The sequence below is a fragment of the Dietzia sp. NPDC055877 genome (assembly GCF_053615975.1).
The window spans coordinates 91,573-117,139 of sequence record NZ_JBSHCV010000005.1 but is presented as its reverse complement, the minus strand read 5'-3'; the positions used below and the strand labels follow the sequence as shown (position 1 = coordinate 117,139).

Below are 25,567 nucleotides of genomic sequence, written 5' to 3'. Positions count from 1 at the left end.
GTGCGTTTGTGGTCCGGTCCTGCCCGCCAGTCTGTCAGGTCCGGGGCACGTCCCGACGCCGGAAGCCCGCGAGTCCCGCGGTCACGAGCACAGCCGTCACCGCGAGCAGCACCACGACCCCCGCCGTGTCGACGGGGCCGGCGGGCGGGGTGCCCACCGCCCCGAACGGGGAGAACCGCATCTGGGCGTCGGTGAGTCGGAGCGTGGGTCCCATGAAGGTGACGACGACGGCGACGACGAACACCACCCACGCCAGGGTCTGCAGTCGCGGTGCGAGGCCGAACAGTCCCACGGACAGTGCCGCGAACGCCAGCACGGCCGGCAGCTGCCACAGCCCCGCACCGACGATCGAGCCGAACGTCCCGGGGTCGTCGAGCGCGGCCGCAGTAGTCGCCGCGAAGGCGAGCGAGCCGGCCGCGACCACCACGGTCGCGCCCACGGCCGCCACCACCGCGTGCCCGGCCAGCCAGGACAGGCGCGTACGCTCGCCGGCCAGTTCCACCTCGAGTCGCGCGGACGTCTCCTCGCCGCGAAGTCCTCCGAGCGTCTGCAGCACGAACCCGGCCCCGAGGAAACCGGTGAACGCGACGAGCATCCGGACCACCGAATCCACCACCGCGCCCGAGCCTCCGAGAAAAACGGCGAGATCCGGGTTGGATTCGATCGCGTCGACCACCACGGTCATCAGGCTGCCGTACAGCCCCATCAGTGCCACCACGCCGACCGTCCAGCCGATCAGCGCGCCGAGGTGCTGGTGCACCGCCGCGCCCGTGCGGGACGCGCGCCACCGGCTCGCGTGGGCGGGGCCCGAACCGGTCGGGATCATGCCCTCGCCGACGTCCCGCCGACCGGCGAGCCACACCGCGAGCGCCCCGAGCGAGCCGGCCACCGTGACGGACAGCAGCAGCGGCCCCACGGAGGGGTCGCCGAAGGGCCGGACCAGGGTGTGCCAGCCGAGAGGGGAGGCCCAGCCGAGCGCGGTGCCCCGGGTGTCGCCGATCCCGCGCGTGACCAGCGTGGGTCCGGCGATGGCCAATCCCACCGCCCAGACGGTCCGACTGTGGGCGAACACCTGGGCCAGGACGGCGGCGCCGGCGGCGTAGACCCCTCCTGTGGCCGCGATGGAGGCGACGTAGAGCACCGCGCCGGTGCGGTCGATGTCGAGCGCGAATGTGGCCGCCCACAGTGCCAGCCCGAGGAGGAGGAAGATCCCGACGACGACGACGAGGGCGGCAGTGACCGGGGCGAGTCTGGCCACCCTGGCCGACAGCATCAGCTCGGAGCGTCCGGACTCCTCTTCCCTCCTCGTCACGCCGACGGTGAGAGCGATCGCCATGATCGGGATGCCGAACGAGACGAGCGACGCGAACTCGTTCATGACGATCCCACCGAGGGTGTCGAGTCCGGCTACGCGGCCGGTGAGCATCACCATCGTGTCGCCGAGCGAGGCCGAGTACGTGGCTCGCTTGGCCGGGGTGTCATACAGCGACGCGATCGACACGCCGGTGGCCAGGAACAGGACGGATAGTCCGATCACCCACGCGGCTGCGGGTCGCCAGCCCGTGCGCAGCGCGACCCGGGCGAGCAGTCCCGTGCCGGCCAGCGGCGAGGTCACGCCCGCGCTCCCGAATAGGCGTCCAGGAAGAGATCGTCGAGGCTCGGCGGGGTCGCGGTGAGGGTGTGGATCCCGGCGTCGTGCAGAACCCCTGTCACCTCTCCGAGCAGAGCGGCCGGCACGTGGCAGCGGACCTCGAACCGACCGTCGACCTCCGTGACCCGCAACCCGTCCACGCCACCGTCCACGACGTCGCCGATTCTGTCGAGCCCGTCGGGCCTCCTGTCGGTGATCGCGTGCACCTCGGTGGTGGTGTGCCGTCGCAGTTCCGCGAGTGTCCCCGAGCTGACCGTGCGGCCGTCGCGGATGATGCTGACGCGGTCGGCGAGCGCCTCGACCTCACCCATGATGTGGCTCGACAGCAATACCGTGGTGCCGCGGTCGACCGCGTCCCGCACGCACTCCTGGAACACCTGCTCCATCAGCGGGTCCAGCCCGGATGTCGGCTCGTCCAGTACGAGTAGCTCGGGATCAGAGGCGAACGCGGCGATCAGGGAGACCTTCTGCCGGTTGCCCTTGGAGTAGTCGCGGGTGTGCTTGGTCGGGTCCAGTCGGAACCGCTCGATCAGTCCGTCGCGACGCCCCTGCTCGAGGCCGCCCAGCGCCCTGCCGAGCAGGTCGATACTCTGCCCGCCGGTCAGCCGCGGCCAGAGCGTGACGTCGCCCGGGACGTAGGCCAGGCGGCTGTGGAGGTCGACCGCGTCGCGCCACGGGTCCGCGCCGAACAGGGTGACCCGTCCGGAGTCCGCACGCATGAGCCCGAGCACGATCCGGATGGTGGTGGACTTCCCCGACCCGTTGGGACCGAGGAATCCGTGGACCTCGCCGCGGCTCACGTCCAGGTCGAGCCCGTCGAGCGCCCGAGCCCTGCCGAATGCCTTGACCAGGCCCTCGATCCGGATGACGTCGTCGGTTTCTGGACGCATGACCAGCCCCTTCGTCGGCTACCGTCGTCCGGCCGTCGGATACCCACCACAGGCGGACGGTTACACGCCACAATATGGCAATGAACTCTCCGATGTCCGGCCACCGGACCTTCGTTCCGACGCTCGCAGACCGGCTCGTGAAGGCCGCCATGACGACGGCGGGGCGCCTACCGGGTGGGCTGATCCGGGCGATCGCGGGCTCGCCGCGTCAGGTCGACGGCCAGACCCTGGACCCGCACTTCCAGGCCGGCCTCCGGGTGATCTCCCTGATGGCCGGGGGCGAGTACGAGGATCTCGCACTCGAGGAGGCGCGGGAGACGGTCGAACGCTCGGCGTTCACCGCGTCCGGCGGCCGGATCGACCTCGCCGTCGTCAAGGACATCATCCTTCCGCTCGCCGGTGACGATCCCGCACGCGCCGACCTGCCCGCCCGCCTCTACGCGCCCGTGGACACCGACGAGCCGCAGCCGGTGCTGATCTACTTCCACGGTGGCGGGTGGACGCTCGGGAGCGTCGACTCGCACGACGCCACGTGCCGCTACCTCGCCCGGGAGGGCGGCCTGAAGGTCCTCAGCGTGGACTACCGGCTCGCTCCCGAATTCCAGTTCCCGACGGCTGTAGAGGACACCCTCGCGGCGTTCCGGTACGTCCGCGACAACGCCGCAGAGCTCGGTGTGGACGCCTCCCGCATCGCGGTGGGCGGTGACAGCGCCGGCGGTAACCTCGCGGCGGTCGTGTGTCAACAGACCCGCGACGCCGGCGAGACGATGCCCGCCTTCCAGTTGTTGTTCGTCCCCGCCACCGACATGTCCACCCGGACCGCGTCGTACGAGACGTTCCGTGAGGGCTTCTACCTCACGAAGGCGACAATGGACTGGTACGAGAAGACCTACATCCGATCCGACGACGACCGCACCGACCCGCGTGCCTCCCCGCTGCTGGCGAGGGACTTCTCGAGGCTGCCCCCGGCGCACGTGGCCACCGGCGGCTTCGATCCGTTGCGCGATGAGGGCGAGGCGTATGCCCGCAGGATGTCCGACGCCGGCGTCGCGGTGTCGCTGCGGCGGCACGCCTCGCTGGTGCACCCGTTCGTCAACGGCGTGGGCGCCAGCCCGGTCGCCCGTGAAGCACTGGCCCAGGCGGTCGGCGCGCTGCGCATGGGGCTGGCCTACTGAACGAGGCGACGCCCGCTCGACGTCCGCCGGCGGTGCCCTGAGGTGGGGCCAGCGGGGCTCGAACCCGCGACCAGCGGATTATGAGTCCGCGGCTCTAACCAACTGAGCTATAGCCCCCGATACGCGCGGCGAGGATCTGCCCGACGCGCGCCGGGCAATCCTAGCAAGCCGCTACCGTGCCTCCTCCGGCCACCAGACCTGCCGTACCGCGGAGAGTCCGTCCTCGACGACGGACTGCGGGGTGTCCCAGGACATGACCGCGCGCCGGGTCGCCTCATACGCGGCGAACCCGGGATCACCATCGGTGACGAAGCGGACCCACGATTGGTGCATGGCAGTGACCAGCGCCCCCGGGGCCGGGGCACCCAGATAGCGTTCGACGTTCTCCGCATCAGGCGAGCCCCAGAAGAACGGCAGGTCCGCGCAGTGCCGCGGGCCGTTGCCGTCCGCCCAGCAGAAGTCGTACACCCACGTGGGATCGCCGGCCGCGAGTCGTGTCTCGGCAGCGCGGGCGACCGTGGAGTGGATGGCGGCCGCATCGATCACCGCGCCGACGCTGCGCCGCAACGACCGCCCGTTGGACTGGCGGGCCAGCGCACGCAGCCCCGCCCTCGGGATCTGCTGGGACAGCGCGATGAGGGCGGCGCCCGGCACCAACGCGGGCCCGGGCAGCCTGTCGGCAATCGCTTCGAACTCGGTGGCGGTGGAACCGATCATCAGCGGGACCTCGCTCGCCCGCCCTCCGGCGACCGCCTCTAACGGCGGGGCCGGCAACAACTCGTCGCCGACCACCGGCCGGAACGGCAGCGTGAACTGATTCTCCTTGCGCATCCGGCGATGGAACTCATCGACCGCTCCCCTGCCCCCTGCGGCCAACGACGCCGCGGTGACACCCTCTGGCGCGGCAGTGGACGGTGCCCGGAGGACGGCCGGTGACGCCGCGATAGCGCGCTGGAACAGTCCGGCGGCGGCCGGGGATCCGAGCAGACACAACACCGCTCCCCCGCCGGCGGACTGTCCGGCGACGGTGACGCGGTGGGGATCCCCGCCGAACGCGGAGATCTCGCTCCGGACCCACTCGAGGGCGGCGATCCAGTCGAGCATGCCCCGGTTGTCCGGCGCATCGGGGAACGAGGTGAACCCCTCGACCCCGAGGCGATATCCGACCGACACCACGACGACGCCGTGGCGCGCGAATGCCGCCCCGTCGAACCACGGCTGGTTCGAGGAACCCGACTCCCAGCCGCCGCCGTGGATCCACACCATCACCGGATGGCCCGCCCCCTCGGCGGGGGCCCAGACGTCGACGTGCAGCACGTCCGTGCCTGCGACTATCGGCTCGGGGATCGCCGGATCCGGGTCGAACCGCAGCCGCTGTGCGGTCGCGGCCGGTCGGGTCGCATCGCGCGTGTCCTGCCACGCCGAACGCGGAATCGGCGCGGCGAATCGCCGTTCGCCGACGGGGTCCTCGGCGTAGGGGATGCCGAGGAAGCGGGCGACCCCGTCCCGCACGATCCCTCGTACGCGTCCGGTGGACAACGAGATGTCGACATCTGTCATGGTCACAGCGTAGCCAGCGACCGGGCCGTCCCCCGCGTGTGAACCTGCGGCCCGCGGGCCACGCGCGCGCCGTTACAGGTCGTCTGCGCGCAGCTGCTCGGGGGTCTTGGGCGAGAGCAGGCCGGGGGCGATGTCGAACACGGTGACCGCGCCCACCTGGCCACCTCGGTGGAGCCGGTACACCGCCCGCGAGTAGGCCACCAGGACGCTGGCGGTGAACTCGGGGTTGCTGCCGAGGGTGAGCCGGTACTCGACGCCCTGGGTGTTGCCCTGCCCTGTCACCCCGGAGCGGAGGACGAACCCGCCGTGCGGCATGGCGCCGTGGTCGCGGGCGAGCTCCTCGGCGGTGATGAAGGTGACCGACGTGTCGTAGTCGGCGAAGTAGTTCGGCATCGTCACGATCGCCTCGCGGACCGCGGCGGCGTCCGCGCCGTCCTCGAGCACCACGAAACACTCGCGAACGTGCTTGTCACGGGTGGCGAGCTCCGGACGCTCGCCGGCCCGCACAGAGGCGATCGCGGTCTCGCTGGGCAGGGTGTACTGCACACCGCCGGCGACCCCGGGTACGCGCCGGACGGCGTCCGAGTGGCCCTGACTCAGGCCGCGGCCCCAGAACGTGTACGTGTCGCCCTCGGGCAGCAGGGCCTCGCCGAGGATGCGGTTGATCGAGAGCATCCCGGGATCCCACCCGGCGGAGATCAACGCGGTGGTCCCGGCCGCGCGGGCGGACGCGTCCACCGCGGCGAAATGCTCGGGGATCCGGGCGTGCGTGTCGAAGCTGTCCACGATGTTGAACCGCGCCGCCAGCTCGGGGGACTGCACCGGCAGATCGTCCTTGGATCCTCCACAGAGGATGAGCACATCGATCTGTGCGGCGTCGGTCGACAGCGCGTCGTACGCGAACACCGGGGTCTCCGGGCTCAGCGTCGCCACGTCCTCCGGCGCGCGGCGGGTGAACACACCCACGAGCGACATGTCGGGGTTCTGTGCAAGCGCGGCCTCCACACCGCGGCCGAGGTTGCCGTAGCCGGCGATACCGATCCGAATCTGCGTGGTCATGCGCTGTCTGTCCTCCGTCGTTCGAGCCGGTGCTCAGCGTAGCGAACGGGACGAGTGCGGCCCCGCCGCCTCCGGCAGAGCTATGCGGCCCGAATTGCGAGAAGCACAGAAACTTGCCGGGACCCTGCTGATACACATGGATGATGACCACTGACAGAGACCAGATCATCGAGCGCCTGTCGGACGTCGCCTCCGCGCTCGACACACGCGACTGGCACGCGCTCGGCGAGTTGTTCACCGAATCCGCGACCGGATACGGGTCGACCGGCCGGCAGGAAATCATCACGGGAGTGCGGCAGCACCTCGGAGGATGCGGTCCGTCACAACACCTCCTGGGCAACCACCGGGTTGAGCTCGCCGGCGACGACGAGGACCACGCGAGGAGCCGGACGTACGTCCGCGTCTACCATGCCGGGACAGGCGAGCAAGCCGGACTGTCGTACGAGTGCTTCGGCGAATACACAGACGAGTGGACCCGGACGTCCGAGGGGTGGCAGATCAATTCCCGGGTGCTCCGCGTGGACTTCACCCTCGGCGACCGCCGCACACTACAGCCCGGCTGACTCACACAGCCCGGGATCCTGCGGGAAGTACCGACCATCAATATCGAAATGCGGACCAGGCCAGGGCGGATCGCCTCTGGCCTGGTCTGGTGCTCCCCCAATTGGACTCGAACCAATAACCCTTCGATTAACAGTCGAATGCTCTGCCAATTGAGCTATGGGGGATTGTCTGCGGCTTCCGGCGCTCGTGCCGGATACCGAGAACTTACCTTAGTGCGCCCGCCGTGACGAACCAAATCGCCTGGTCAGGCAATGTCCGGAGTGGCCCCGACCGCCTGCTCCAGCAGGCCACGTCGGTATTCCTCCAGGGCCACCAGATCTCCGAACAGCGCGGAGTAACCCTCCGGGTCCTCGGCGGGGCTCATCCGCTGCACCCGGGACTTGAGATCCGCGATCTGCCCGGACACCCACACCTCCTGCAGCCGCGCCAGCACGCCCGAGATGTAACGGGGCATCGCCTCCTCGGATGCGCGCAGTGTCTCCACCGCCAGCGCGCCGACCAGACGACTCAGCCCCTCGTCCTTCAGTCCCCCGGAGACCTCGCTGACCCAGTTCGCGCCGCTCTTGCCGGCCACACACCCCCCGGCCCCGGCGAGCGCTCCGGCGATCGCAGAATACGCCGGATGCGTGTAGCACTCCTGCGGCAACGAGTCGAACAACGGACCCGCCAGACCCGGGTACTGCAGGGCCGCCTTGATCGCCTCGCGTTGCGGCCAGAGCACCGGATCCGCAGGAGCGGGCAGCGGGACACCGGGCCGGGCCTCGGGTGACCGCTGCGCATCTGCCGCCGTCTCGTCGTCGTACCCCCGCTTCTCACCCCCCGCACGATCCCAGCCGGGCCGGGCGCCCCCACCGGGGCCACCCGGCGCGCGGCGGCGTCCGCCCGGGCCCGACGGACGGGAGCGCCCCTTCTTGCGCGACTCCTCGCGGACCCGCCGCACGACCAGCGACGGATCGTCCCATCCCACCCAGCCGGCGAGCTGGCGCGCGTACTCGTCCCGCAGCGACGAATCGCGGATGTCGGCCACCACCGGCACCGTGCGGCGCAACGCCTCCACGCGCCCCTCGGCGTGGTCGAGATCATGCTCCTCGAGCATCGAACGGATCGCGAACTCGAACATCGGCACCCGCGAGGAGACCAGGTCACGCACCGCCGCGTCCCCGCGGTTCTGGCGGATGTCGCACGGATCCTGGCCCGGCGGGGCCACCGCGACGAATGTGCGGCCCGAGAACTGCTGGTCGCCGGCGAACGCGCGCAGTGCCGCCTTCTTGCCGGCCTCGTCGCCGTCGAAGGTGTAGACGATCTCGCCGCGGAAGTAATTGTCGTCCAGCATCAGCCGTCGCAGCGTCGACAGATGATCCTCGCCGAACGCGGTGCCACACGCGGCCACCGCCGTGGTGACCCCGGCCGCGTGCATGGCCATGACATCCGTATAGCCCTCGACCACCACGGCCCGGCGCTGCGAGGCGATGTCACGCTTGGCCAGGTCCAGTCCGAACAGCACCTGCGACTTCTTGTACAGCATCGTCTCGGGCGTGTTCATGTACTTGCCCAGCTTGTCGTCCTCGAAGAGCTTGCGGGCACCGAAGCCGATCACCTCGCCCGCCAGGTTCCGGATCGGCCACAACAGCCGGCGATGGAAGCGGTCGATGAGCGTGCCACGCGAGCTGGTCTTGGACAGACCGGCCGCCTCGAGCTCGGAGGCCTCGAAGCCCTGGCGCATGAGGTGCTTGCTCATGGTGTCCCAGCCCGCCGGTGCGTACCCGCACCCGAAGTGCTCGGCCTGACCCATGTCGAAGCCGCGCTCGGTGAGGAAGTCCCGCGCGATCTGCGCCTCCGCGTCCTCCCGCAGGCGCTCGGCATAGAACTTCTGGGCCGCCGCGTTGGCCAGCGCGAGCCGGGAGCGCGTCCCGCGATCACGCTGGACCACCTGCCCGCCGCCCTCGTAGGTGATGCGGTAGCCGATCCTGTCCGCCAGCTGCTCGACGGCCTCGACGAACCCGATGTGCTCCATCTTCATGAGGAAGGCGAAGACATCCCCGCCCTCGCCGGTGGAGAAGCAGTGGAAGTAACCGTGCTGCGGGCGTACGTGGAACGACGGGGTTTTCTCATCCTTGAACGGCGACAGGCCCTTCATCGAGTCCGCGCCGCCTGGTTTGAGCGCGACGTACTCGCCGACGATCTCCTCGATACGGGTGCGCTCGCGGATCGCGGCGATGTCCTGCTCCGGAATCCGCCCTGCCATGACGCCCAGAGTAGCGGCCCGTGCCGGACCGCGCCTGCCGCCGATGCCGGGCCGATACGCTGGGCCCATGATCGTCACCCTCCCCTCGCCGGCCGCCATCGGGACGCGCCGGACCCGGTTCACCGCGGCACTGGCGCTGGTCGTCGCGTTTCTCGCGACCTCGATGCTCTGGGCCGCGCCGGGCGCCATGGCCGACCAGCCATTGCGACTCCAGCAACGGGTCACTGATTCCGCAGGCGTCCTGGGTGCCCGTACAGGAGAGGTCGAGACCCGGATCTCGGAGCTGCAATCGACGGACTCCATCAAGCTCTGGGTGGCCTATGTGGACACCTTCGACGGCATGCGCCCGCAGACATGGGCCGAGCAGACCCACCGGCTCTCGCAGTTCGGAACGAGGGACGCGATGCTCGTGGTGGCGGTCGACGAACGCGCTTACTGGTTCGAGTACGGCGCTCTCGACGCCCGGGCCACCGACCAGATCGCTGCACAAGACATCGAACCGCACCTGGCGGTCCGGGACTGGGCCGGCGCGGCGATCGGCACCGCCGACGGACTGGAGCGGCAGGGATCCGGGTCCGAGGTCTCCCCCGTGGCGATGCTGATCGGGATCGCCGTGATCATCGCGCTCGTGGTGGGACTGGTGCTGTTCAGCCGCCGACGCCGCGCCGCGAAGACCGCCAGGCAGATCGAGGACGCCCGCGACATCGCCGGCGACGACACGGCCAGGATGTCCGCCCTGCCCGTGGAGGTGCTCGACGCCCGCGCCCGCGCAGGCCTCGTCGACGCGGACCAGGCGGTGGAGGCGTCCGCGACGGCACTGAAGACGGCGGCCGGGGAGTTCGGCGAGCTGCGGACCCGGCCGTTCCGCTCGGCCCTGGACACCGCCCACGCCGAGGTCAACGCGGCGCACGCGTTGATCCAGCGCCTCGACGACGACATCCCCGAGACCCCCGACCAGCGCAGGAGCATGCTGCTCGAGGTGGCCGCCCGCGCCGAACGCGCGGAGCGAGGACTCGAGGGTCAGGCCAAGGCGTTCTCCGACATGCGTGACCTTCTCATCAACGGCGCCGCCTCGGTCGACGCCCTCACCCGACGGGCGATCAGCCTGCGTGCCCGGATCCCCGAGGCCGAGAAGTCGATGGAGAGCCTGCGGCAGCAGTTCCCGCCGACGGTCCTGTCCTCGATCACCGACAACCTGTCGTTGGCCGAACAGATGCTCGACGCGGCCGATGCCGATACCGCCCGCGCCCGCGAGGCGCTGGCCCGCCCGGTGGGCGAGCAGGCCGAGGCAGTGGACGCCATCACCACCGCCGAGGGCGAGCTGACGCAAGCCGAGAAGCTCGTCGACGGCGTGGACCACGCGGCCGACGACATCGTCACCGCGCGCCGGGACCTGCCCGCACTGATCGCCGAGGTCGACGAGGAGCTGGCGATCGCCGGCCGTCTGCTGGCCTCCACCGATGTCAGCGATGCCACCAGCCGCACTCTCTCGACGGTCGCGACGACAGCGCGGGCGGCGGCTGATCAGGCGCGCGCGCAGGGCCAGTCGGACCCGCTGGGCAACTTCTCCCGGCTCATCGACGTGGACCGGAACCTCGACGAGGCCTTGGCCGCCGCAGGCCACGAGGCCGAGGCCGCCGGTCGCGCCCGCGCCGCCCGCCAGGCCGCGCACACCCGCGCCCGGGGCGCCGTCCGCGAGGCCGACGACTTCATCGGTAGCCGATCGGCCGTGATCGGACAGGCCGCACGCACCCGGCTCGCCGGGGCCAAGGACGCCCTGGCCACGGCCGAGGCGACCGCGGGCCCGGCCGCGTTCCCCGCCGCCGATCGCGCACTGTCACTGGCCCGGGAGGCACTCCGCCTGGCGCAGTCCGACGCCTCCCGCCCCCAGTACGGCAGCGGACCGTACGGCCGCGGCCCTCGAGGGGGTCGCGGCGGATCCAACACCGGCGCGATGGTCGGCGGGATGATCGCCGGCGCCCTGATCCAGGGCATGGCGCGCGGCGGCGGATCGAGCTTCGGCCGAAGCCGCGGTGGCTTCGGTGGCGGGTTCGGCGGCGGTGGGTTCGGTGGCGGCGGAGGCGGCGGCTTCGGTGGCGCGGGCGGGCGATTCTGACGATGACGCGCCGACGCATCGCTCTGCTTTCGCTTCTGGTCGTGATCGTGGTGGTCGCGGCTGCTCTCGTCGTCGTCGGATCCATCTACCGACCGATGCTGCGCACCGGCACCGGGTACGCCGCGCACAACGCGTGCGCCGTCACCTTCCTCACCGGGCGCGCCGACCCGGAGACGGACCTGCCTCCCAACCCGTTGGTGCCGTACCTGCGGACCGATGTCGACGAGGAGGAGGGCACGGCCGCCGTCTCGGTCCTGGGCGTGGCATTCCGGCAGACGGCGTACGTCTCGGAGTACGGATGCGCACTCGGTGACCGTGTCGCCGGATCGCAGCAGTCCGCACCTCCCCCGGAGCTCGTCGCACCGGGCCCCGAGGGTATCGATCTCCCCGTGGGCGAGGAGTCCCGGGCCGACGTCGAGACCGCACTCGACGAGGCCGCCGCGCAGGAGGGAACGCGGGGTCTCGTGGTGGTCCACGACGGCCGGATCATCGGCGAGCGGTACGCGGACGGGTTCGACGCCGACACCCGGCAGCTCGGCTGGTCCATGGGCAAGAGTGTGGCCTCCACACTCGTCGGACGCGCCCGACTCGAGCACCCGGACGCCGACCTCGACCCGGACGGGACCGGGCTGCGCCCCGAATGGACCGACGAGCGCGCACAGATCTCGCTGGACGACCTGATGCGCATGACCTCGGGCCTGGAATGGGACGAGGAATACGACCTCGGCACCCCCATCACCCAGATGCTCTTCGACGCGCCCGACATGGCCGCGTTCGCCGCCTCACAGCCGCTCGCCCACGAACCGGGCACCTACCGCCAATACTCTTCCGGTACCACCAACCTGATCTGCGACCTCCTGCACGAACGCACGGGCATGGGTCCCAGGATGGCCGAGGAACTGCTCTTCCGGCCCCTGGGGATGCGCAGCGCCGTGCTCGAGGCCGACGCCTCCGGCCACTCCGTCTGCAGCTCATACCTGTGGGCCACGCCCAGGGATTTCGCCCGCTTCGGCCAGTTCGCGCTGGACGACGGCGTGGTGAACGGCGACAGGTTGCTGCCCGAGGGCTGGATGGAGTACTCGACGACCGTCGTCCCGGCCGAGGGTGAAACAGAGCGGTACGGCGCCCAGTGGTGGGTGAACGTCGCCGGAGACGGGACGCCACCGCGGATGGATATGCCGGAGGACGCGTACTGGGCCTCCGGGCATGACGGGCAGTACGTGGTGGTGGTCCCCTCGGCCGACCTCGTGGTCGTGCGAACCGGATTCACCCCCGGCGCCACCATGGATTCGCTCGAGGTGGACCGTCTCGTCAGCGATCTGACCCGGGCGGTTGGATGACGGCGCCCTCCGGTGTGATCACCCGGGCCCTCCGCTCCCTCGGCGCTCGGGATCCCGCGCGGGAACGACTCCGAAAGATGCTCTCCGTCACCACCGGGGTCCTTCTGAGTGTGCTGTGGGGCTACGGCGTCATCCACGTTCTCGACGCCGACAGTGGTCTGCTGTCCATGTCGGTGTTCCTGTCCCTGATGTCCGGGCTCTTCGTCAAGGATTCGACCGCATCGGCCCGCGTACTGACCACCGGGCTACTAATACCCACCCTTATCCTCGTGCCACTTCTGGCCACGGCCCTGCACTCACAGCGCATCATCATGCTCACCGTGTTCGTCTTGATCTCCGGTATCACCGTGTGGGTCAGGCGATTCGGGGCACGGGCCACCGCGGTGGGCACCCTCGCGTTCTTCGCATATTTTTTTACCCTGTTCATACACCCCAGCCCGAAGGACCTACCTGCGTTCTGCCTGATCGCGGCGGGCGCCGCGGGGATGCAGTTCGTCATGAAGCTGATCATGTGGCTCGGGCGGCACCCCGAGCGCGAACTCGGGGTGATGTTCCGCGAACTGCGCGTGGCCACCGCTGCTGCCCTCGAATCGGCCGTAGCGCCAGCGCACGCGCACGCGCTCGCGACCCGTCTCGACCGAGTCGACACGATTTGGCGGGCAATCACAGACTGGCAGAAGAACTTCCGTACCGATGCGTTCACGAACTGGGATGCCGACGCCCTCGCCCTACGTGTCCTGGACGCTTGCGTGCACGCCGAGGAGGCCTGTCACCAGCTGACTTTCGGCCACAGCGGCGGGCTCAGCCCCGTCGGGACGGGCGACCCCTACCAAGACCGCCAGCCGGATCGAAGCTCTGGCGCCGGAGACCTCGAGACGGCACTCGACAACGTGCTCGTCACCCTCGACGAGCGCACCCCCGCCACAAGGCTCGAACAGGCTCAGCGTTGGGCGCACTCTGTGGTCGACGGGGTCGATTCCCGTGAGCAGGCGAGCGCGAAACACGCCGACCTCCGCACCTACCGGCTCGCCGAGTGCGTACTCGCCCACGCGCGCCTGAAAGAAGTGGGGCTACACCCCAGGAGCGCCCCCCACGGGAACTCCGCAACGAGCCCGGTCTCGTCTGTCATAGCCACTCCGCTGGACGCCTTGTCGCCAGCCTCTACGACAGCACCCCGCTCCGGGCATGGTGTTCCACACCCACGGTGGACACGGTGGCGCGACTGGAACCCCACGAGCCGGCTCGCGATCCAGGCCATGACCGCCACCGCTCTCGCCTCCGTGGTGGGCGAGGCAATCTCCGCCACCAGGTGGTACTGGGCGGTATTGACCGCCTTCGTGGTATTCCTCAGCACGACGACCCGCAGTGGCATCCTCACCCGTGCCTACCGTCGGCTTCTGGGAACCGTGCTCGGACTGGCCTCGGGCATCGCCCTGACCTTCCTCGCCCACGACGTCAGCGGTGTCCTTCTCGCGATCTGCCTGCTGTGCGTCATGGGGATGATCTACTTCGCACCGCTCAACTACATGTTCGCCGCGTTCTTCGTCACAACCATGCTCGTGGCCGTGTACGACCTGCTCGGAGTACTGCACGGCCACCTTCTGGAAGTGCGACTCGAGGAGACCATTGCCGGCTGTGCCTGCGGGGTACTCTGCGCCTACATGCTGCTGTCCACGACCTCACGGCCAGCACTCGTCGCCAATATCAACGCGTACGTCAACGCGGTAGATGAACTGCTGCAGGAGGGGGCCGCGCTCGGCGAGTCACACGCCGAATGCGGCACGTTGCTGGGCAAGGTCCACGCGGTGGAGTCGGCGCAGTCCGAGGTCGACCAGACCATCTCGGCGATGTCCGCGGCGTTCCTCGTCATCGGACACGAACGCGTCGAGTCCGCGCGCATCCTCATGGCCTACTCGTCGCGGTCGGCCGTGCGTTTCGCCCAGGTCGTCATGAGTACCGCCACCGCCCCGACTGGGGCTGCGGGGTTGGCACGGCACCACGACCTGATCCGGGATGCGGTCGACGGTGCGCGGGAGGCCGCAGCGAAGGCGCGACGCCAGATCGACCATCCACCCGACGTCTCCGACCCGGGCACCGCACCGACGACTACATCCGCCGAGTCTGCGGAGGAGCTTTCACCCGACGTCGAGGATCCCACGGTCAGAGCCGCATTGATCGCACTCGCCCGTTTCACCTGGGTGATGCGCCGACTCAGCGAGGTCCTCGAACCGTCAGAGGACCGACGCTTCCGACGGGAACGCACACACGCCCAGTAGCTGGCGCATGCCGGATGACGGTCAGCCCCACGCCGCCTGAATGCCGGCGCTGGCCCGGTCGATCCGTTCGAGTCTGCTCTCGGTGTACAGCGCGATCTGGTCGACGATGACCCGCACCCGCGCGGCGTCGTCCCCGGCGGCATCCCACAGCGGTCGCAGCACGGGGTCGAGCGCCGCGTGACCGGAGTGGGCCAGGTACTCGGCCACCCGATGGATACGGTCGCGTTGGCGGTCCTGCCGGACCCGGTGGCCCGGGTCGCTCATCACGTAGCGCACGGCCATCGTCTTGAGCATCACCACCTCGGCCTCGACCTCCACCGGTACCTCCAGATCCGCGCTGTACCGGCCGTGCGGCACCGCGCCGTGCACCTCACGGGTGGCGTGGATGGCCGGCATGACGAAGCGTCCCACCAGCTCGCTGGTCAGCGCCTTGAGCGCCACCATGCCCCGGAAACTCTCGTCGAAGGGCTGGACGACCTGGACCACCTCCAGCGCGCCGAGTCGCTCGGCGGCCTGCTCCAACTGATCGGCGTCGGGGCCGCGGAACTCCGTGGCCCCCATCTCCGCGAGCGCGGCGACCTCCGAGGCGTCGGACAGCGAACGCAAATCCAACCGTCCGGCGACGATCGCGTCCTCCACATCGTGGACCGAGTAGGCCACGTCGTCGGAGAAATCCATGATCTGGGCCTCCAGCGACCGGGTGTCACCGGGTGCTCCCTGCCGGATCCATTCCAGTATCTCGGCGTCCTCGGCGTAGGCCCCGAACTTGGTGGTGCCCTCGCGGGGCAACCACGGGTACTTGGTCGCCGCGTCCAGCGCCGCGCGGGTGAGGTTGAGCCCCACCCCGGTGCCGCGGTCGTCGACCACCTTGGGTTCCAGACGCGACAGGATCCGGATGGTCTGCGCGTTGCCCTCGTAGCCGCCACAACCGCGCGCCACCTCGTCCAGGGCCCGTTCGCCGTTGTGCCCGTACGGCGGATGGCCGATGTCGTGGCTCAGCCCCGCCAGGTCCGCGAGGTCGGGATCGCAGCCCAGGCCAGCGGCGATGCTGCGGGAGATCTGCGCGACCTCGAGCGAGTGGGTGAGGCGGGTCCGCGGGGTGTCCCCGTCGCCCGGCCCGACGACCTGCGTCTTGTCCGCCAGCCGCCGCAACGCGGCCGAATGCAGGACACGCGCGCGATCCCGTTCGAAGGGGCTGCGCTCACTGGCCGAGGGCCGGGCCCGGCCAGGGTGCTCGTCGACACGGCGTTCCGCGTCCGCCTCGCTGTAGGCGTATCCCGTCATGCCGTCACTCCTAGTCGGGGAAGTCCACGTTGCTCCCGGCGAGCCGCTGGTACTGATACCAGAGCACCGCCCCGGTCTCCCGGATGATGCTCATGATCTGGTTCTCCCTGGTCCACACCGCGGGACCGTGACGCGTCGGCGAGGTCCAGGCGTCGAGACCCACGTCGTGCGCCATCATCCGCGAACGATATGAGTGGGTGGGGTCACTGACCAGGACCACCGATTCGCCGCCCTGGTCCCGGACCGTCCGGGCGACGGCCTCCAGGCTTCCGACGGTGTTGGTCCCGGTCTCCACGGCGAGGATCGCCTCGGGTGGGACGCCCAGCTGGGTCAGGTAGGAGCGCCCCGATCCGGCCTCCGTGTACAGGTCACCCGGCTGACTACCGCCGACCGTGATGATCTGCGGCGCCACCCCCTCGTCGAAGAGCGTGGCCGCGTGCTCCAGCCTCGCCTGGAAGACAGGCGTGGGGATGCCGTTGTACTGCGCGGCACCCAGCACGACGATCGCATCGGCCGGCGTCCGGTCGTCTATGCGCGCCACATACCAGACGCGGAACGCGATGAAACCGGGAATGATCAGGCACGACAGCAGCGCGATGACCACGACCCATCCGAGGGCCCTGGTCACCGCGCTGCGTGGGGACCGGGTTCTACTCACCCGACCAGTGTGCCAGGAACCGGCATCAGCACCCGATGAGGCGCTGGGCGAGGTAGCCCTCCACCTGGTCGATCGCGACACGCTCCTGCGCCATGGTGTCCCGCTCGCGGATGGTCACGGCCTGGTCCTCGAGCGTGTCGAAGTCCACGGTGATACAGAACGGGGTGCCGATCTCGTCGTGGCGACGGTAGCGGCGGCCGATGGCCTGCGCGTCGTCGAAGTCCACGTTCCAGTTCTTGCGCAGCTGCGCCGCCAGATCCCGCGCCTTGGGCGACAGGTCGGCGTTACGCGACAGCGGTAGCACCGCGGCCTTGAAGGGCGACAGGCGACGGTCGAGCTTGAGAACGGTCCGGGTGTCGACGCCGCCCTTGGCGTTGGGCGCCTCGTCCTCGGTGTAGGCGTCCACCAGGAACGCCATCAGCGAGCGGGTCAGGCCGAAGCTGGGCTCGATGACGTACGGGATGTACTTCTCGCCGGTCGCCTGGTCGAAGTACTGCAGGTCCTCGCCCGAGTGCTTCTGGTGCTGCGACAGGTCGTAGTCCGTGCGGTTGGCGATGCCCATGAGCTCGCCCCACTCGTTGCCCTGGAAGCCGAACTTGTACTCGAAGTCGATCGTGCGGGCCGAGTAATGGGCGCGCTCGTCCTGCGGCACGTCGAAGCGACGCAGGTTGTCCGGGTCGATCCCCAGATCCACGAACCAGCTCCAGCAGTCCTCGACCCAACGGTCGAACCACTCCGGGGCCTCGTCGGGCCTGGTGAAGAACTCGATTTCCATCTGCTCGAACTCGCGGGTGCGGAAGATGAAGTTGCCGGGGGTGATCTCGTTCCGGAACGCCTTGCCGATCTGGCCGATGCCGAACGGCGGCTTCCGGCGCGCCGTGGTCATGACGTTCTTGTAGTTGACGAAGATCCCCTGGGCGGTTTCCGGACGGAGGTAGTGCAGGCCCTCCTCGTTGTCCACCGGGCCGAGGTAGGTCTTGACAAGGCCGGAGAAGAGCTGCGGATCGGTCCACTTGCCCTTGGTGCCACAGTTCGGACACGCGATCTCGGACATCGGGGCATCTGCCGGGTCGTCCAGCTTCTTCTTGGCCGCGTAGGCCTCCTGCAGGTGGTCATGACGCAGGCGGGTGTGGCAGGACATGCACTCGACCAGCGGGTCGGTGAACGTCTCGACGTGACCGGAGGCCTCCCACACCCTGCGCGGCAGGATGATCGAGGAGTCCAGGCCCACCACGTCCTCGCGCGCGGTGACGAAGGTCCGCCACCACTGACGCTTGATGTTCTCCTTGAGCTCCGCACCGAGCGGACCGTAGTCCCAGGCCGAGCGGGTACCGCCGTAGATCTCGCCGCTCTGGTACACCAGTCCCCGGCGCTTGCAGAGGTTGACGACGGTGTCGATGACGGAAGCTGAGGCTGCCACGTCGGGGGTTCTCCCTTTGGTGAGTCGGTTGGCGGAGGTGTCGGGGTGGATCACCTCGGCACGGGCCGGCGCCCGGGCACTTGTCACCAGGGTATCCGGTACGGACTCCGGGTCTGGGATACTGGGGTCCCCTGCCCGAAACGACATCGGCTGCGACCTGCCGGTCGCCCAGTCCGGAAAGTGGAGACGATGGCCCCCGGATCACAGCGGACGGCCGGCGGAGAGCCGGTCACGGACGTGCACGAGTCCGGGCTCCACGCCGCCCCGGTGCCGCTCCCGCCCGCACCGGTGATGTCGGCGGCGGGGGATCTGCTCCGGGCCCTGTCCGCGCCACTGCGGATCGCGATCGTGCTCCAACTGAAGGACGGCCCCCGCTGCGTGCACGAACTCGTGGACGCGCTGGGGGTGACCCAACCGCTCGTGAGTCAGCACCTGAAGGTGCTCAAGTCCTCCGGAGTGGTCTCCTCGCATCGGCAGGGCCGCGAGATGCGCTACGAACTGCTCGACGAGCACCTGCTGAGTATCGTCGAGGCGGCGGTCGACCACGCCGGGGAAGGATGATCTCAGTGACCACCCCCGACAAACCGATCGGTGTGCGTTCCACGAGGCAGCGCAGCGCGATCTCCGCCCTGCTCGATGAGTCCAAGGGCTTCCGGTCCGCCCAGGACCTGCATGCGGAGCTGCGCGACAAGGGCGACGCAATCGGCCTGACCACTGTGTACCGGACGTTGCAGTCGATGGCCGATGCCGGCGCCGTGGACGTGCTGCGCACCGACTCCGGCGAACTGATCTTCCGAAAGTGCTCGGACTCGCACCACCATCATCTGGTGTGCCGGGAATGCGGCTTCACTGTCGAGGTCGAGGAGCCCAAGGTCGAGATGTGGGCGCGCAGCGCAGGCCTCGCCCACGGGTTCACCGACGTCACCCACTCCGTGGAACTGTTCGGCCTCTGCGCCGAGTGCGCCGACCGGGCCGGTTGACCCGGTTCGGCCCGGGCCTGGCGTGATCGACCCGGGCCGACCACCGGGCGACGACGCCGGCCGGGGCCTCAGGGCGGGGTGACGCCCCCGAAGCGCCGGTCGCGCTCGGCGTACTCCAGGCACGCGGCCCACAGGTCACGCCGGTCGAAGTCCGGGAACAGGGTGTCCTGGAAGACGAACTCGGCGTACGCGCTCTGCCAGAGCAGGAAGTTCGACGTGCGCAGCTCGCCGGACGGCCGCAGGAACAGGTCCACATCGGGCATGTCCGGCTCGTCCAGGTACTGCGCGAAGTCGTCCTCGGAGAGGTCGTCGGGCGAGATCTCACCGGCCGCCACCCGTCGGGCGAAGGCCTGCGCGGCGTCGACGATCTCGGCGCGACCGCCGTAGTTGACGCACATCGCCAGCGTCATCACCGTGTTGTCCCGGGTTAGCTCCTCGGCCTCCTCGAGTTCCGAGATGACCGACTTCCACAGTCGGGGGCGTCGTCCCGCCCAGCGGACCCGCACCCCGAGCGCGTTCATCTCGTCGCGGCGCCGCCGGAGCACGTCCCGGTTGAAGCCCATGAGGAAGCGCACCTCCTCGGGACTGCGCTTCCAGTTCTCGGTGGAGAAGGCGTACGCGGACAGGTACGGGACCCCCATCTCGATGCATCCCTGGACCACGTCCATGAGGACGGCCTCGCCCCGCTTGTGCCCTTCGGTGCGTGGCAGTCCGCGCTCCTGGGCCCAGCGACCGTTCCCGTCCATGACCAGCGCGACGTGGCCGGGCACGAACTCCGCGGGGATCGCGGGAGGCGTGGCCCCGGACGGGTGCGGCGTCGGTGGCCGGACGGCCGCGCGCCCCCCCGCGACCGCCGCCGTGGTGCCCGCCGTGGCGGAGCGCTTACGAAATCTGGGCAGTCCGGGCACTGGACTCCTCCCTGTGGTCACGGGCGATCGCGTGCGGCGTGGGGTGTCCCACGCCGCGGTCGACGAGGGGCAGGCTGCGCAGGTCACGCTCCAGATGCCACTGGAGGTGGGCCGCGGCGATCCCCGAGGCCTGCCGGACGACGGCGGGCGAGGACACCGCGACGGTCTCCCACTGCCCGGCCATCAGCGCCGCGAGATGCTCGGCGACGCCGGGCGAGAGCATCGCACAACCCTGTGGCCGGCAGTGCACGCACACAGTGCCGCCGGAGGGCACGTGGAACGCCCGGTGCGGCCCCACCACGCCGCAGCGCACGCAGCAGTCCAGGACCGGCTCCCAGCCGGAGGCGGACATGGCACGCAGAAGGAAGGCGTCGGCGACCAGCCCCGGGGAACGTCGCTGCTCCGCGAGGGAGCGCAGGGCGCCGACGGCGAGGCCGAGCAGCCGCGGGGTCGGAGCCCCGTCCTCGCCTGCGAGTCGTTCCGCGGTCTCCAGGACCACGCACCCGGAGGTGTACGAGGGATAGTCGCCCACGAGCGGGCGGGCCAGGGACTCCCGGCTCGAGGCCTGGCGGACCGTCCCCAGCCCACTCCGGCCACGGCCGGGCGCGATCTGCACCTCCACCACGGCGAACGGCTCGAGGCTCGCGCCCATGCGTGAGCGGGTGCGGCGCACCGCCCGGGCGACCGCGCGGACCAGTCCGTGCTGCTCGGTCAGCAGCGTGACGATCCGGTCGGCCTCACCGAGGTCGTAGGTACGCACGACGAGACCGGTGTCGGTGAAGGGATGCATCCCGGTCTCCTCTCGGCATCGGTGTGGCGGCACTCGGCGTCCGCGCGAAGGTTCATCATCCCACTGGCGGCGGCCGGAGCCTAGAAGCCGAGCCGCCCCAACATCTTGGGATCGCGCTGCCACTCCTTGAGCACCTTGACGTGCAGATCCAGATAGACCCTGGTGCCCAGTAGCTTCTCGATCCCGGCGCGGGCCTGCGTGCCGACGTCGCGCATGCGGGCGCCCTTCGGGCCCAGGACGATCGCCTTCTGGCTCTGGCGCTCGACGTACACGGTCGCGTGCACGTCCACCATGTCGTCGCGGCCCTCGTGCGGCAGGACCTCTTCGATGGTCACCGCGATCGAGTGTGGCAGTTCGTCACGCACGCCCTCGAGCGCCGCCTCACGGATGAGCTCGGCCATCCGGGACTCGTCGGATTCCTCGGTGATGATGTCGTCGGGATAGAACTGCGGCCCCTCCGGCAGCAATGAGGCGATGACCTCGGCCACCACGTCGACCTGCTCTCCCGAGACCGCCGACACGGGGACCACCTCGGCCTCGGGGCCCAGGAACTTCGACACGGCGACGAGCTGCTCCATGACCTTCTGCTTGGAGACCGAGTCGATCTTGGTCACCAGGCCCATCACCGGCGTCGTGGGGCACAGGGCGCGGACCTGCTCGAGGATCCACTTGTCGCCGGGGCCGATCCGCTCACCGGCGGGGAAGCACATCCCGATCAGGTCGACGTCGGAGAAGGTCTCCTCCACCAACGCGTTGAGTCGCTCGCCCAGCAGGGTGCGGGGCCGGTGCAGGCCGGGGGTGTCCACGAGGATGATCTGGGCGTTCTCCCGGTGCACGATGCCGCGGATCGCGTGACGGGTGGTCTGGGGGCGCGACGAGGTGATCGCGATCTTCTCCCCCACCAGCGCGTTGGTCAGCGTCGATTTACCGGTGTTGGGACGTCCGACGAAACTGACGAACCCACTGCGGAACCCCTCGGGCGTGCTCATCTGTTCTCCTCGTCGTCGTCACTACCGGTCTTCTCCACGGCGGCGCGCTCGGCCACCACGGTCACCACTTTCACGCGTCCCCGCCGGTCGTGCCCGCCCTCGGCGCGCAGGTCGAGTCCCGTGGAGACCACGCGTGCGCCCGGCAGCGGGACGCGCCCGAGCTCCAGGGCGAGCAACCCTCCGAGGGTCTCGACCTCCTCGGTGACCTCGCCCGGGAACTCGATGTCGAACAGGTCGGCCACCTCGTCCAGGCCCAGCCGCGCAGACAGCCGGTACCGGCCGGCCCCGATCTCCTCTACAGGAGGCACCTCGGTGGTGTCGTACTCGTCGACGATCTCGCCGACGATCTCCTCGAGGATGTCCTCGATGGACACCAGGCCGGCGGTCCCGCCGTACTCGTCGACGAGGATCGCCAGGTGGTTGTGGTCGCGCTGCATCTCCGAGAGCAGGTCGTCGATCCGCTTGGCGTCGGGCACGAACACCGCCGGCCGCATGACCTCGGCGACCGGTGCCGCCCGGCCGTCCGGGTCGTCGAGGCGCGCCACGATGTCGCGCAGGTACACCACGCCCACCACGTCGTCGGAGTTCTCGGTGTCCACGACCGGGATCCGCGAGTAGCCGGACTTGACCGTCAGGCGCGCGGCCTGGCCGACGGTCTTGTCGGACTCGATCCACACCATCTCCGTGCGCGGCGTCATGACCTCCCGCGCCGTGGTGTCGCCGAGTTCGAAGACGGACTGGATCATGCGGGATTCGTCATCCGCGACTACCCCGCGCTCCCGCGCCATGTCCACGATCTCGAGCAGCTCGATCTCTGTGGCGAACGGGCCGTTGCGGAAGCCGCCACCCGGGGTGACGGCGTTACCCACGCCGACCAGCAACCGGGCGACCGGCCCGAGGACGATCCCCACCACCGTCATGGGTACGGCCGAGCCCAGTGCGATCGAGTAGGCGTGCTGGCGGCCGAGCGTGCGCGGCCCGACCCCGGCCACCACATAGGCCGCGACCGTGGTCACGGCCGCGGCGGTCACCAGTGCCCACGCCGCCGAGTCGATGACGTCATTGAACACCACGGTGAACAGCACGGCGGTCGCCACCAGGCTCAGCACGTGGACCAGCACCGCCACGTTGATGTAGCGGGGCCGCTGCTTCAGCATCGTGGACAACCGCGCCGCCCCGTACCGGCCCTCCTTGGCCATCTCCTCCACGCGCGCCACCGACACGGTGCTCAGTGCGGCGTCGAGAGCGGAGAACAGACCGGCGGTGAGGATGAGCAGGACGGCGCCGACCGCCGCGAGGATCGTCTCGTCCACGACTCAGGCGTCCCCCGCCGGGCGTTCGTCCCGATGGTCGTACCACTCGGCCAGGAGCTCGTTCTGCAGCCCGAACATCTCCCGCTCCTCCGCAGGCTCCGCGTGGTCATAACCGAGCAGGTGCAGGCAGCCGTGGACCGTGAGCAGCGCCAGCTCGTGCGCGAGCGGATGCCCGGAGCTGGCGGCCTGGTCGGCGGCGAACGCCGGGCACAGCACGATGTCGCCGAGCATGGCGGGCCCCGGCTCGGGCAGGTCCGGGCGTCCGCCGGGGGTGAGCTCGTCCATCGGGAAGCTCATCACGTCGGTCGGCCCGGGCAGGTTCATCCACGTCACGTGGAGATCGGCCATGGTGTCCTTGTCGACGAGCGTGATGGACAACTCGGCGGCCGGGTGGACGTCCATCCGGGCGATCACGAACGCGGCCACGTCGACGAGCTCTGCCTCGTCGACCTCCACACCCGACTCGTTGGCGACCTCGATACTCATCGGCGGCGCTGCTCCCTGTTCCTGTGCGGCTCGGTGTTCCGGTGTGACCGGGTCTCGTTCTGGCCCCGTTCGAGGCGGGCTTCGTGCTTGGCATAGGCGTCCACGATCCGGCCCACCAACGCGTGCCGGACCACGTCCTTCGAGGTGAGCTCCGAGAAGTGGATGCCCTCGACCCCGGAGAGGATCTCGCGCACCACCTTCAGGCCGGAGCGCTGCCCGCCGGGCAGGTCGATCTGGGTGATGTCGCCCGTCACGACGATCTTGGACCCGAAGCCCAGGCGCGTGAGGAACATCTTCATCTGCTCGGGCGTGGTGTTCTGGGCCTCGTCCAGCACGATGAACGAGTCGTTGAGCGTGCGCCCGCGCATGTACGCCAGCGGCGCCACCTCGATCACGCCGGCCGCCATGAGCTTGGGGATTGTCTCGGGGTCCATCATGTCGTGCAGCGAGTCGAACAGCGGCCGCAGGTACGGGTCGATCTTCTCGTGCAGCGTGCCCGGCAGGTAGCCGAGCCGCTCCCCCGCCTCCACCGCGGGCCGCGTGAGGATGATGCGGCTGACCTCCTTGGCGCGCAACGCGGCGACGGCCTTGGCCATGGCGAGATAGGTCTTACCGGTGCCGGCGGGGCCGAGCCCGAAGGAGATGGTGTGCTCGTCGATCGCATCGACGTACCGCTTCTGGCCGAGCGTCTTGGGCCGGATCATCCCGCCGCGGCGCGAGAGCACGTCGGTGCCCAGCACTTCCTCGGCGGTCAGCGGACCGGACCCGGCGAGGATCTCGACCGATCGACGCACAGAGGCGGGGGTGATCTCCACGCCCTTGCGGGCCTGGCGCAGCAGGTCCGACACGACGCGGGAGGCGGTGTCGACCGCCTCCGGATGGCCGGAGACGGTCATGGTGCCGCCCCGGACGTGCAGGTCGGCGTCGAGAAGTTCCTCGAGGGTGCGGAGGTTGGTGTCGGCGGCGCCGAGCACCGCCATCGCCAGGTCGGGGTCGAGCTGGACCGCCGTGCGGACGGTATCGCTGTCTGGGGTGCTTACGTGGATCACTTCCCGTGGTGTGGTGCGGTTGCCCCGAGTGTAGTACCCGCACCGGCCCACCTCGGGGTGAGAACGCCGAGCGCCCCCAACGCGACGGCCGCGGCGGTGGAGGTGCGCAGGACCTCCGGTCCCAGTACGACGGGGCGTGCGCCGGCGCCGGTCAGTGCCTCCAGCTCGGCGTCGGAGACGCCGCCCTCGGGCCCGACGACGACGAGGACGTTCATCGGCCGCCCGTGGGCCCCGGGAGTCGGGGCGGTCACCGCGTCCGCGAACGGCACGGCCCCCTCCTCGTGCAGGATCAGCACGCGTGTTCCGGCGGCCGCCTCCTCGGCGACGAGCCGGGCCAGGGCTGCCGAGTCGAGCAGCTCACCGATCTCGGGCTCGTGGGCCCGCCGCGACTGTTTGGCGGCGGCCCGCGCGGCGTTCGCCCACTTGGTGCGGCCCTTACCCACCTTGGCGCCGGCCCAGCGACTCACGCAGCGCTCGGCCTGCCAGGGAACGATCCGGTCGGCGCCGGCCTCGGTCGCCAGCTCCACCGCCAGTTCGGAGCGTTCCGATTTGGGCAGGGCCTGGACAACCGTGACCTCCGGGACGGGGCGCGGGACGTCCGTCCGGGTGCCGACCTCGGCTTCGACGACGCCCGGGCTCGTCGTCGTCACCACACAGTCGGCCACGGCCCCACGGCCGTCACCGACGCGGATCGGTTCCCCCGGGCGGAGCCGCAGCGCGCTACCGGCGTGACGCCCCTCGGGGCCGTCGAGCACGACGGTCTCACCCACGGCCGGGACGGCCTCCACCCGGAACAGCGACGGGGTCACAGGGC

At 70.1% G+C, this 25,567-nt stretch carries 22 protein-coding genes and 2 tRNA genes; 7 read left to right on the top strand and 17 right to left on the bottom strand.

Annotation, left to right across the window (positions count from 1 at the left end):
• Positions 1–34: 34 nt before the first annotated feature.
• Positions 35–1,615 carry an ABC transporter permease gene (locus tag ACWGLC_RS08195; protein ID WP_452099419.1) on the bottom strand — a complete coding sequence of 527 codons (1,581 nt, stop codon included), beginning with the start codon at positions 1,613–1,615 and terminating at the stop codon, positions 35–37.
• Positions 1,612–2,541, bottom strand: a complete 930-nt coding sequence (locus ACWGLC_RS08190) for an ABC transporter ATP-binding protein (protein WP_452099418.1) — start codon at positions 2,539–2,541, stop codon at positions 1,612–1,614. The genes ACWGLC_RS08195 and ACWGLC_RS08190 overlap by 4 nt, the downstream gene beginning before the upstream one ends.
• Before the next feature lie 80 nt (positions 2,542–2,621).
• Between ACWGLC_RS08190 and ACWGLC_RS08185 the strand changes: the two genes are divergently transcribed.
• Positions 2,622–3,716, top strand: coding sequence for an alpha/beta hydrolase (locus ACWGLC_RS08185; RefSeq protein WP_452099417.1), 1,095 nt, complete (start codon positions 2,622–2,624; stop codon positions 3,714–3,716).
• A 43-nt stretch (positions 3,717–3,759) separates the two neighbouring features.
• On the opposite strand, the gene ACWGLC_RS08180 is transcribed toward ACWGLC_RS08185, so the two are convergent.
• From ACWGLC_RS08180 to ACWGLC_RS08170, 3 genes are all read right to left on the bottom strand, one after another.
• Positions 3,760–3,833 (bottom strand) — tRNA-Ile (locus ACWGLC_RS08180).
• Positions 3,834–3,887: 54 nt separating this feature from the next.
• Complete coding sequence (locus tag ACWGLC_RS08175) at positions 3,888–5,276, bottom strand: carboxylesterase/lipase family protein (RefSeq protein WP_452099416.1); 1,389 nt, start codon at positions 5,274–5,276, stop codon at positions 3,888–3,890.
• Between the two features lie 72 nt (positions 5,277–5,348).
• A complete protein-coding gene (locus ACWGLC_RS08170; protein WP_452099415.1) occupies positions 5,349–6,335 on the bottom strand; it encodes a diaminopimelate dehydrogenase in 987 nt (328 codons plus the stop codon).
• A gap of 143 nt (positions 6,336–6,478) precedes the next feature.
• On the opposite strand from ACWGLC_RS08170, the gene ACWGLC_RS08165 reads away from it, so the two are divergent.
• The gene (locus ACWGLC_RS08165) at positions 6,479–6,898 is read left to right on the top strand and encodes a nuclear transport factor 2 family protein (RefSeq protein ID WP_452099414.1); all 420 of its coding nucleotides are present in this window, start codon (positions 6,479–6,481) and stop codon (positions 6,896–6,898) included.
• 92 nt (positions 6,899–6,990) lie between these two features.
• On the opposite strand, the gene ACWGLC_RS08160 is transcribed toward ACWGLC_RS08165, so the two are convergent.
• Positions 6,991–7,063 (bottom strand) — tRNA-Asn (locus tag ACWGLC_RS08160).
• 80 nt (positions 7,064–7,143) lie between these two features.
• A complete protein-coding gene (gene dnaG / locus ACWGLC_RS08155) occupies positions 7,144–9,144 on the bottom strand; it encodes a DNA primase (protein WP_452099413.1) in 2,001 nt (666 codons plus the stop codon).
• Between the two features lie 67 nt (positions 9,145–9,211).
• Here dnaG and ACWGLC_RS08150 point away from each other — a divergent pair, with 67 nt between their 5' ends.
• From ACWGLC_RS08150 to ACWGLC_RS08140, 3 genes are all read left to right on the top strand, one after another.
• Positions 9,212–11,260, top strand: coding sequence for a TPM domain-containing protein (locus ACWGLC_RS08150; RefSeq protein WP_452099412.1), 2,049 nt, complete (start codon positions 9,212–9,214; stop codon positions 11,258–11,260).
• A 2-nt stretch (positions 11,261–11,262) separates the two neighbouring features.
• Positions 11,263–12,600 (top strand): serine hydrolase domain-containing protein, encoded by a 1,338-nt coding sequence (locus ACWGLC_RS08145; protein ID WP_452099411.1) that lies wholly within the window; start codon positions 11,263–11,265, stop codon positions 12,598–12,600.
• A gap of 77 nt (positions 12,601–12,677) precedes the next feature.
• Entirely contained in the window at positions 12,678–14,876 is a 2,199-nt protein-coding gene (locus ACWGLC_RS08140; RefSeq protein ID WP_452099410.1) for an FUSC family protein, read from the top strand.
• 21 nt (positions 14,877–14,897) lie between these two features.
• On the opposite strand, the gene ACWGLC_RS08135 is transcribed toward ACWGLC_RS08140, so the two are convergent.
• The 3 genes from ACWGLC_RS08135 to ACWGLC_RS08125 are packed head-to-tail and all read right to left on the bottom strand — an operon-like array spanning position 14,898 to position 18,238.
• Complete coding sequence (locus tag ACWGLC_RS08135) at positions 14,898–16,160, bottom strand: deoxyguanosinetriphosphate triphosphohydrolase (protein WP_452099409.1); 1,263 nt, start codon at positions 16,158–16,160, stop codon at positions 14,898–14,900.
• Positions 16,161–16,170: 10 nt separating this feature from the next.
• Positions 16,171–16,788: a YdcF family protein gene (locus ACWGLC_RS08130; RefSeq protein ID WP_452099509.1), complete on the bottom strand. Its 618-nt coding sequence runs from the start codon at positions 16,786–16,788 to the stop codon at positions 16,171–16,173.
• A gap of 55 nt (positions 16,789–16,843) precedes the next feature.
• On the bottom strand, positions 16,844–18,238 hold the full coding sequence (locus ACWGLC_RS08125) for a glycine--tRNA ligase (RefSeq protein WP_452099408.1): 1,395 nt from the start codon (positions 18,236–18,238) through the stop codon (positions 16,844–16,846).
• 189 nt (positions 18,239–18,427) lie between these two features.
• Between ACWGLC_RS08125 and ACWGLC_RS08120 the strand changes: the two genes are divergently transcribed.
• Positions 18,428–18,799, top strand: a complete 372-nt coding sequence (locus tag ACWGLC_RS08120) for an ArsR/SmtB family transcription factor (RefSeq protein ID WP_452099407.1) — start codon at positions 18,428–18,430, stop codon at positions 18,797–18,799.
• Positions 18,800–18,804: 5 nt separating this feature from the next.
• Complete coding sequence (locus ACWGLC_RS08115) at positions 18,805–19,218, top strand: Fur family transcriptional regulator (protein ID WP_452099406.1); 414 nt, start codon at positions 18,805–18,807, stop codon at positions 19,216–19,218.
• A 68-nt stretch (positions 19,219–19,286) separates the two neighbouring features.
• Here the strand turns inward: ACWGLC_RS08115 and ACWGLC_RS08110 are convergent, their stop codons facing one another.
• From ACWGLC_RS08110 to ACWGLC_RS08080, 7 genes are all read right to left on the bottom strand, one after another.
• A complete protein-coding gene (locus tag ACWGLC_RS08110) occupies positions 19,287–20,126 on the bottom strand; it encodes an isoprenyl transferase (protein ID WP_452099405.1) in 840 nt (279 codons plus the stop codon).
• A complete protein-coding gene (gene recO / locus ACWGLC_RS08105) occupies positions 20,101–20,916 on the bottom strand; it encodes a DNA repair protein RecO (protein WP_452099403.1) in 816 nt (271 codons plus the stop codon). The genes ACWGLC_RS08110 and recO overlap by 26 nt, the downstream gene beginning before the upstream one ends.
• 80 nt (positions 20,917–20,996) lie before the next feature.
• Positions 20,997–21,905: a GTPase Era gene (era, locus tag ACWGLC_RS08100; protein WP_452099402.1), complete on the bottom strand. Its 909-nt coding sequence runs from the start codon at positions 21,903–21,905 to the stop codon at positions 20,997–20,999.
• A complete protein-coding gene (locus ACWGLC_RS08095) occupies positions 21,902–23,218 on the bottom strand; it encodes a hemolysin family protein (RefSeq protein WP_295651032.1) in 1,317 nt (438 codons plus the stop codon). Before ACWGLC_RS08095 ends, era begins: the two co-directional genes overlap by 4 nt.
• 3 nt (positions 23,219–23,221) lie before the next feature.
• Entirely contained in the window at positions 23,222–23,704 is a 483-nt protein-coding gene (gene ybeY, locus ACWGLC_RS08090) for an rRNA maturation RNase YbeY (RefSeq protein WP_230929556.1), read from the bottom strand.
• Positions 23,701–24,684 (bottom strand): PhoH family protein, encoded by a 984-nt coding sequence (locus ACWGLC_RS08085; protein ID WP_230929604.1) that lies wholly within the window; start codon positions 24,682–24,684, stop codon positions 23,701–23,703. Before ACWGLC_RS08085 ends, ybeY begins: the two co-directional genes overlap by 4 nt.
• 65 nt (positions 24,685–24,749) lie before the next feature.
• Complete coding sequence (locus tag ACWGLC_RS08080) at positions 24,750–25,562, bottom strand: 16S rRNA (uracil(1498)-N(3))-methyltransferase (protein ID WP_452099401.1); 813 nt, start codon at positions 25,560–25,562, stop codon at positions 24,750–24,752.
• Between the last annotated feature and the right edge of the window lie 5 nt (positions 25,563–25,567).

Excerpts from the sequence above, each read along its gene's own strand:
- ACWGLC_RS08190 (WP_452099418.1), bottom strand. The coding sequence starts at position 2,541 with ATGCGTCCAGAAACCGACGACGTCATCCGGATCGAGGGCCTGGTCAAG.
- recO (WP_452099403.1), bottom strand. The coding sequence starts at position 20,916 with ATGCATCCCTTCACCGACACCGGTCTCGTCGTGCGTACCTACGACCTC.
- ACWGLC_RS08175 (WP_452099416.1), bottom strand. The coding sequence starts at position 5,276 with ATGACAGATGTCGACATCTCGTTGTCCACCGGACGCGTACGAGGGATC.
- ACWGLC_RS08185 (WP_452099417.1), top strand. The coding sequence starts at position 2,622 with ATGAACTCTCCGATGTCCGGCCACCGGACCTTCGTTCCGACGCTCGCA.
- dnaG (WP_452099413.1), bottom strand. The coding sequence starts at position 9,144 with ATGGCAGGGCGGATTCCGGAGCAGGACATCGCCGCGATCCGCGAGCGC.
- ACWGLC_RS08165 (WP_452099414.1), top strand. The coding sequence starts at position 6,479 with ATGACCACTGACAGAGACCAGATCATCGAGCGCCTGTCGGACGTCGCC.
- ybeY (WP_230929556.1), bottom strand. The coding sequence starts at position 23,704 with ATGAGTATCGAGGTCGCCAACGAGTCGGGTGTGGAGGTCGACGAGGCA.
- ACWGLC_RS08145 (WP_452099411.1), top strand. The coding sequence starts at position 11,263 with ATGACGCGCCGACGCATCGCTCTGCTTTCGCTTCTGGTCGTGATCGTG.
- ACWGLC_RS08120 (WP_452099407.1), top strand. The coding sequence starts at position 18,428 with ATGGCCCCCGGATCACAGCGGACGGCCGGCGGAGAGCCGGTCACGGAC.
- ACWGLC_RS08140 (WP_452099410.1), top strand. The coding sequence starts at position 12,678 with ATGCTCTCCGTCACCACCGGGGTCCTTCTGAGTGTGCTGTGGGGCTAC.
- ACWGLC_RS08135 (WP_452099409.1), bottom strand. The coding sequence starts at position 16,160 with ATGACGGGATACGCCTACAGCGAGGCGGACGCGGAACGCCGTGTCGAC.
- ACWGLC_RS08170 (WP_452099415.1), bottom strand. The coding sequence starts at position 6,335 with ATGACCACGCAGATTCGGATCGGTATCGCCGGCTACGGCAACCTCGGC.
- era (WP_452099402.1), bottom strand. The coding sequence starts at position 21,905 with ATGAGCACGCCCGAGGGGTTCCGCAGTGGGTTCGTCAGTTTCGTCGGA.
- ACWGLC_RS08150 (WP_452099412.1), top strand. The coding sequence starts at position 9,212 with ATGATCGTCACCCTCCCCTCGCCGGCCGCCATCGGGACGCGCCGGACC.
- ACWGLC_RS08085 (WP_230929604.1), bottom strand. The coding sequence starts at position 24,684 with ATGGCGGTGCTCGGCGCCGCCGACACCAACCTCCGCACCCTCGAGGAA.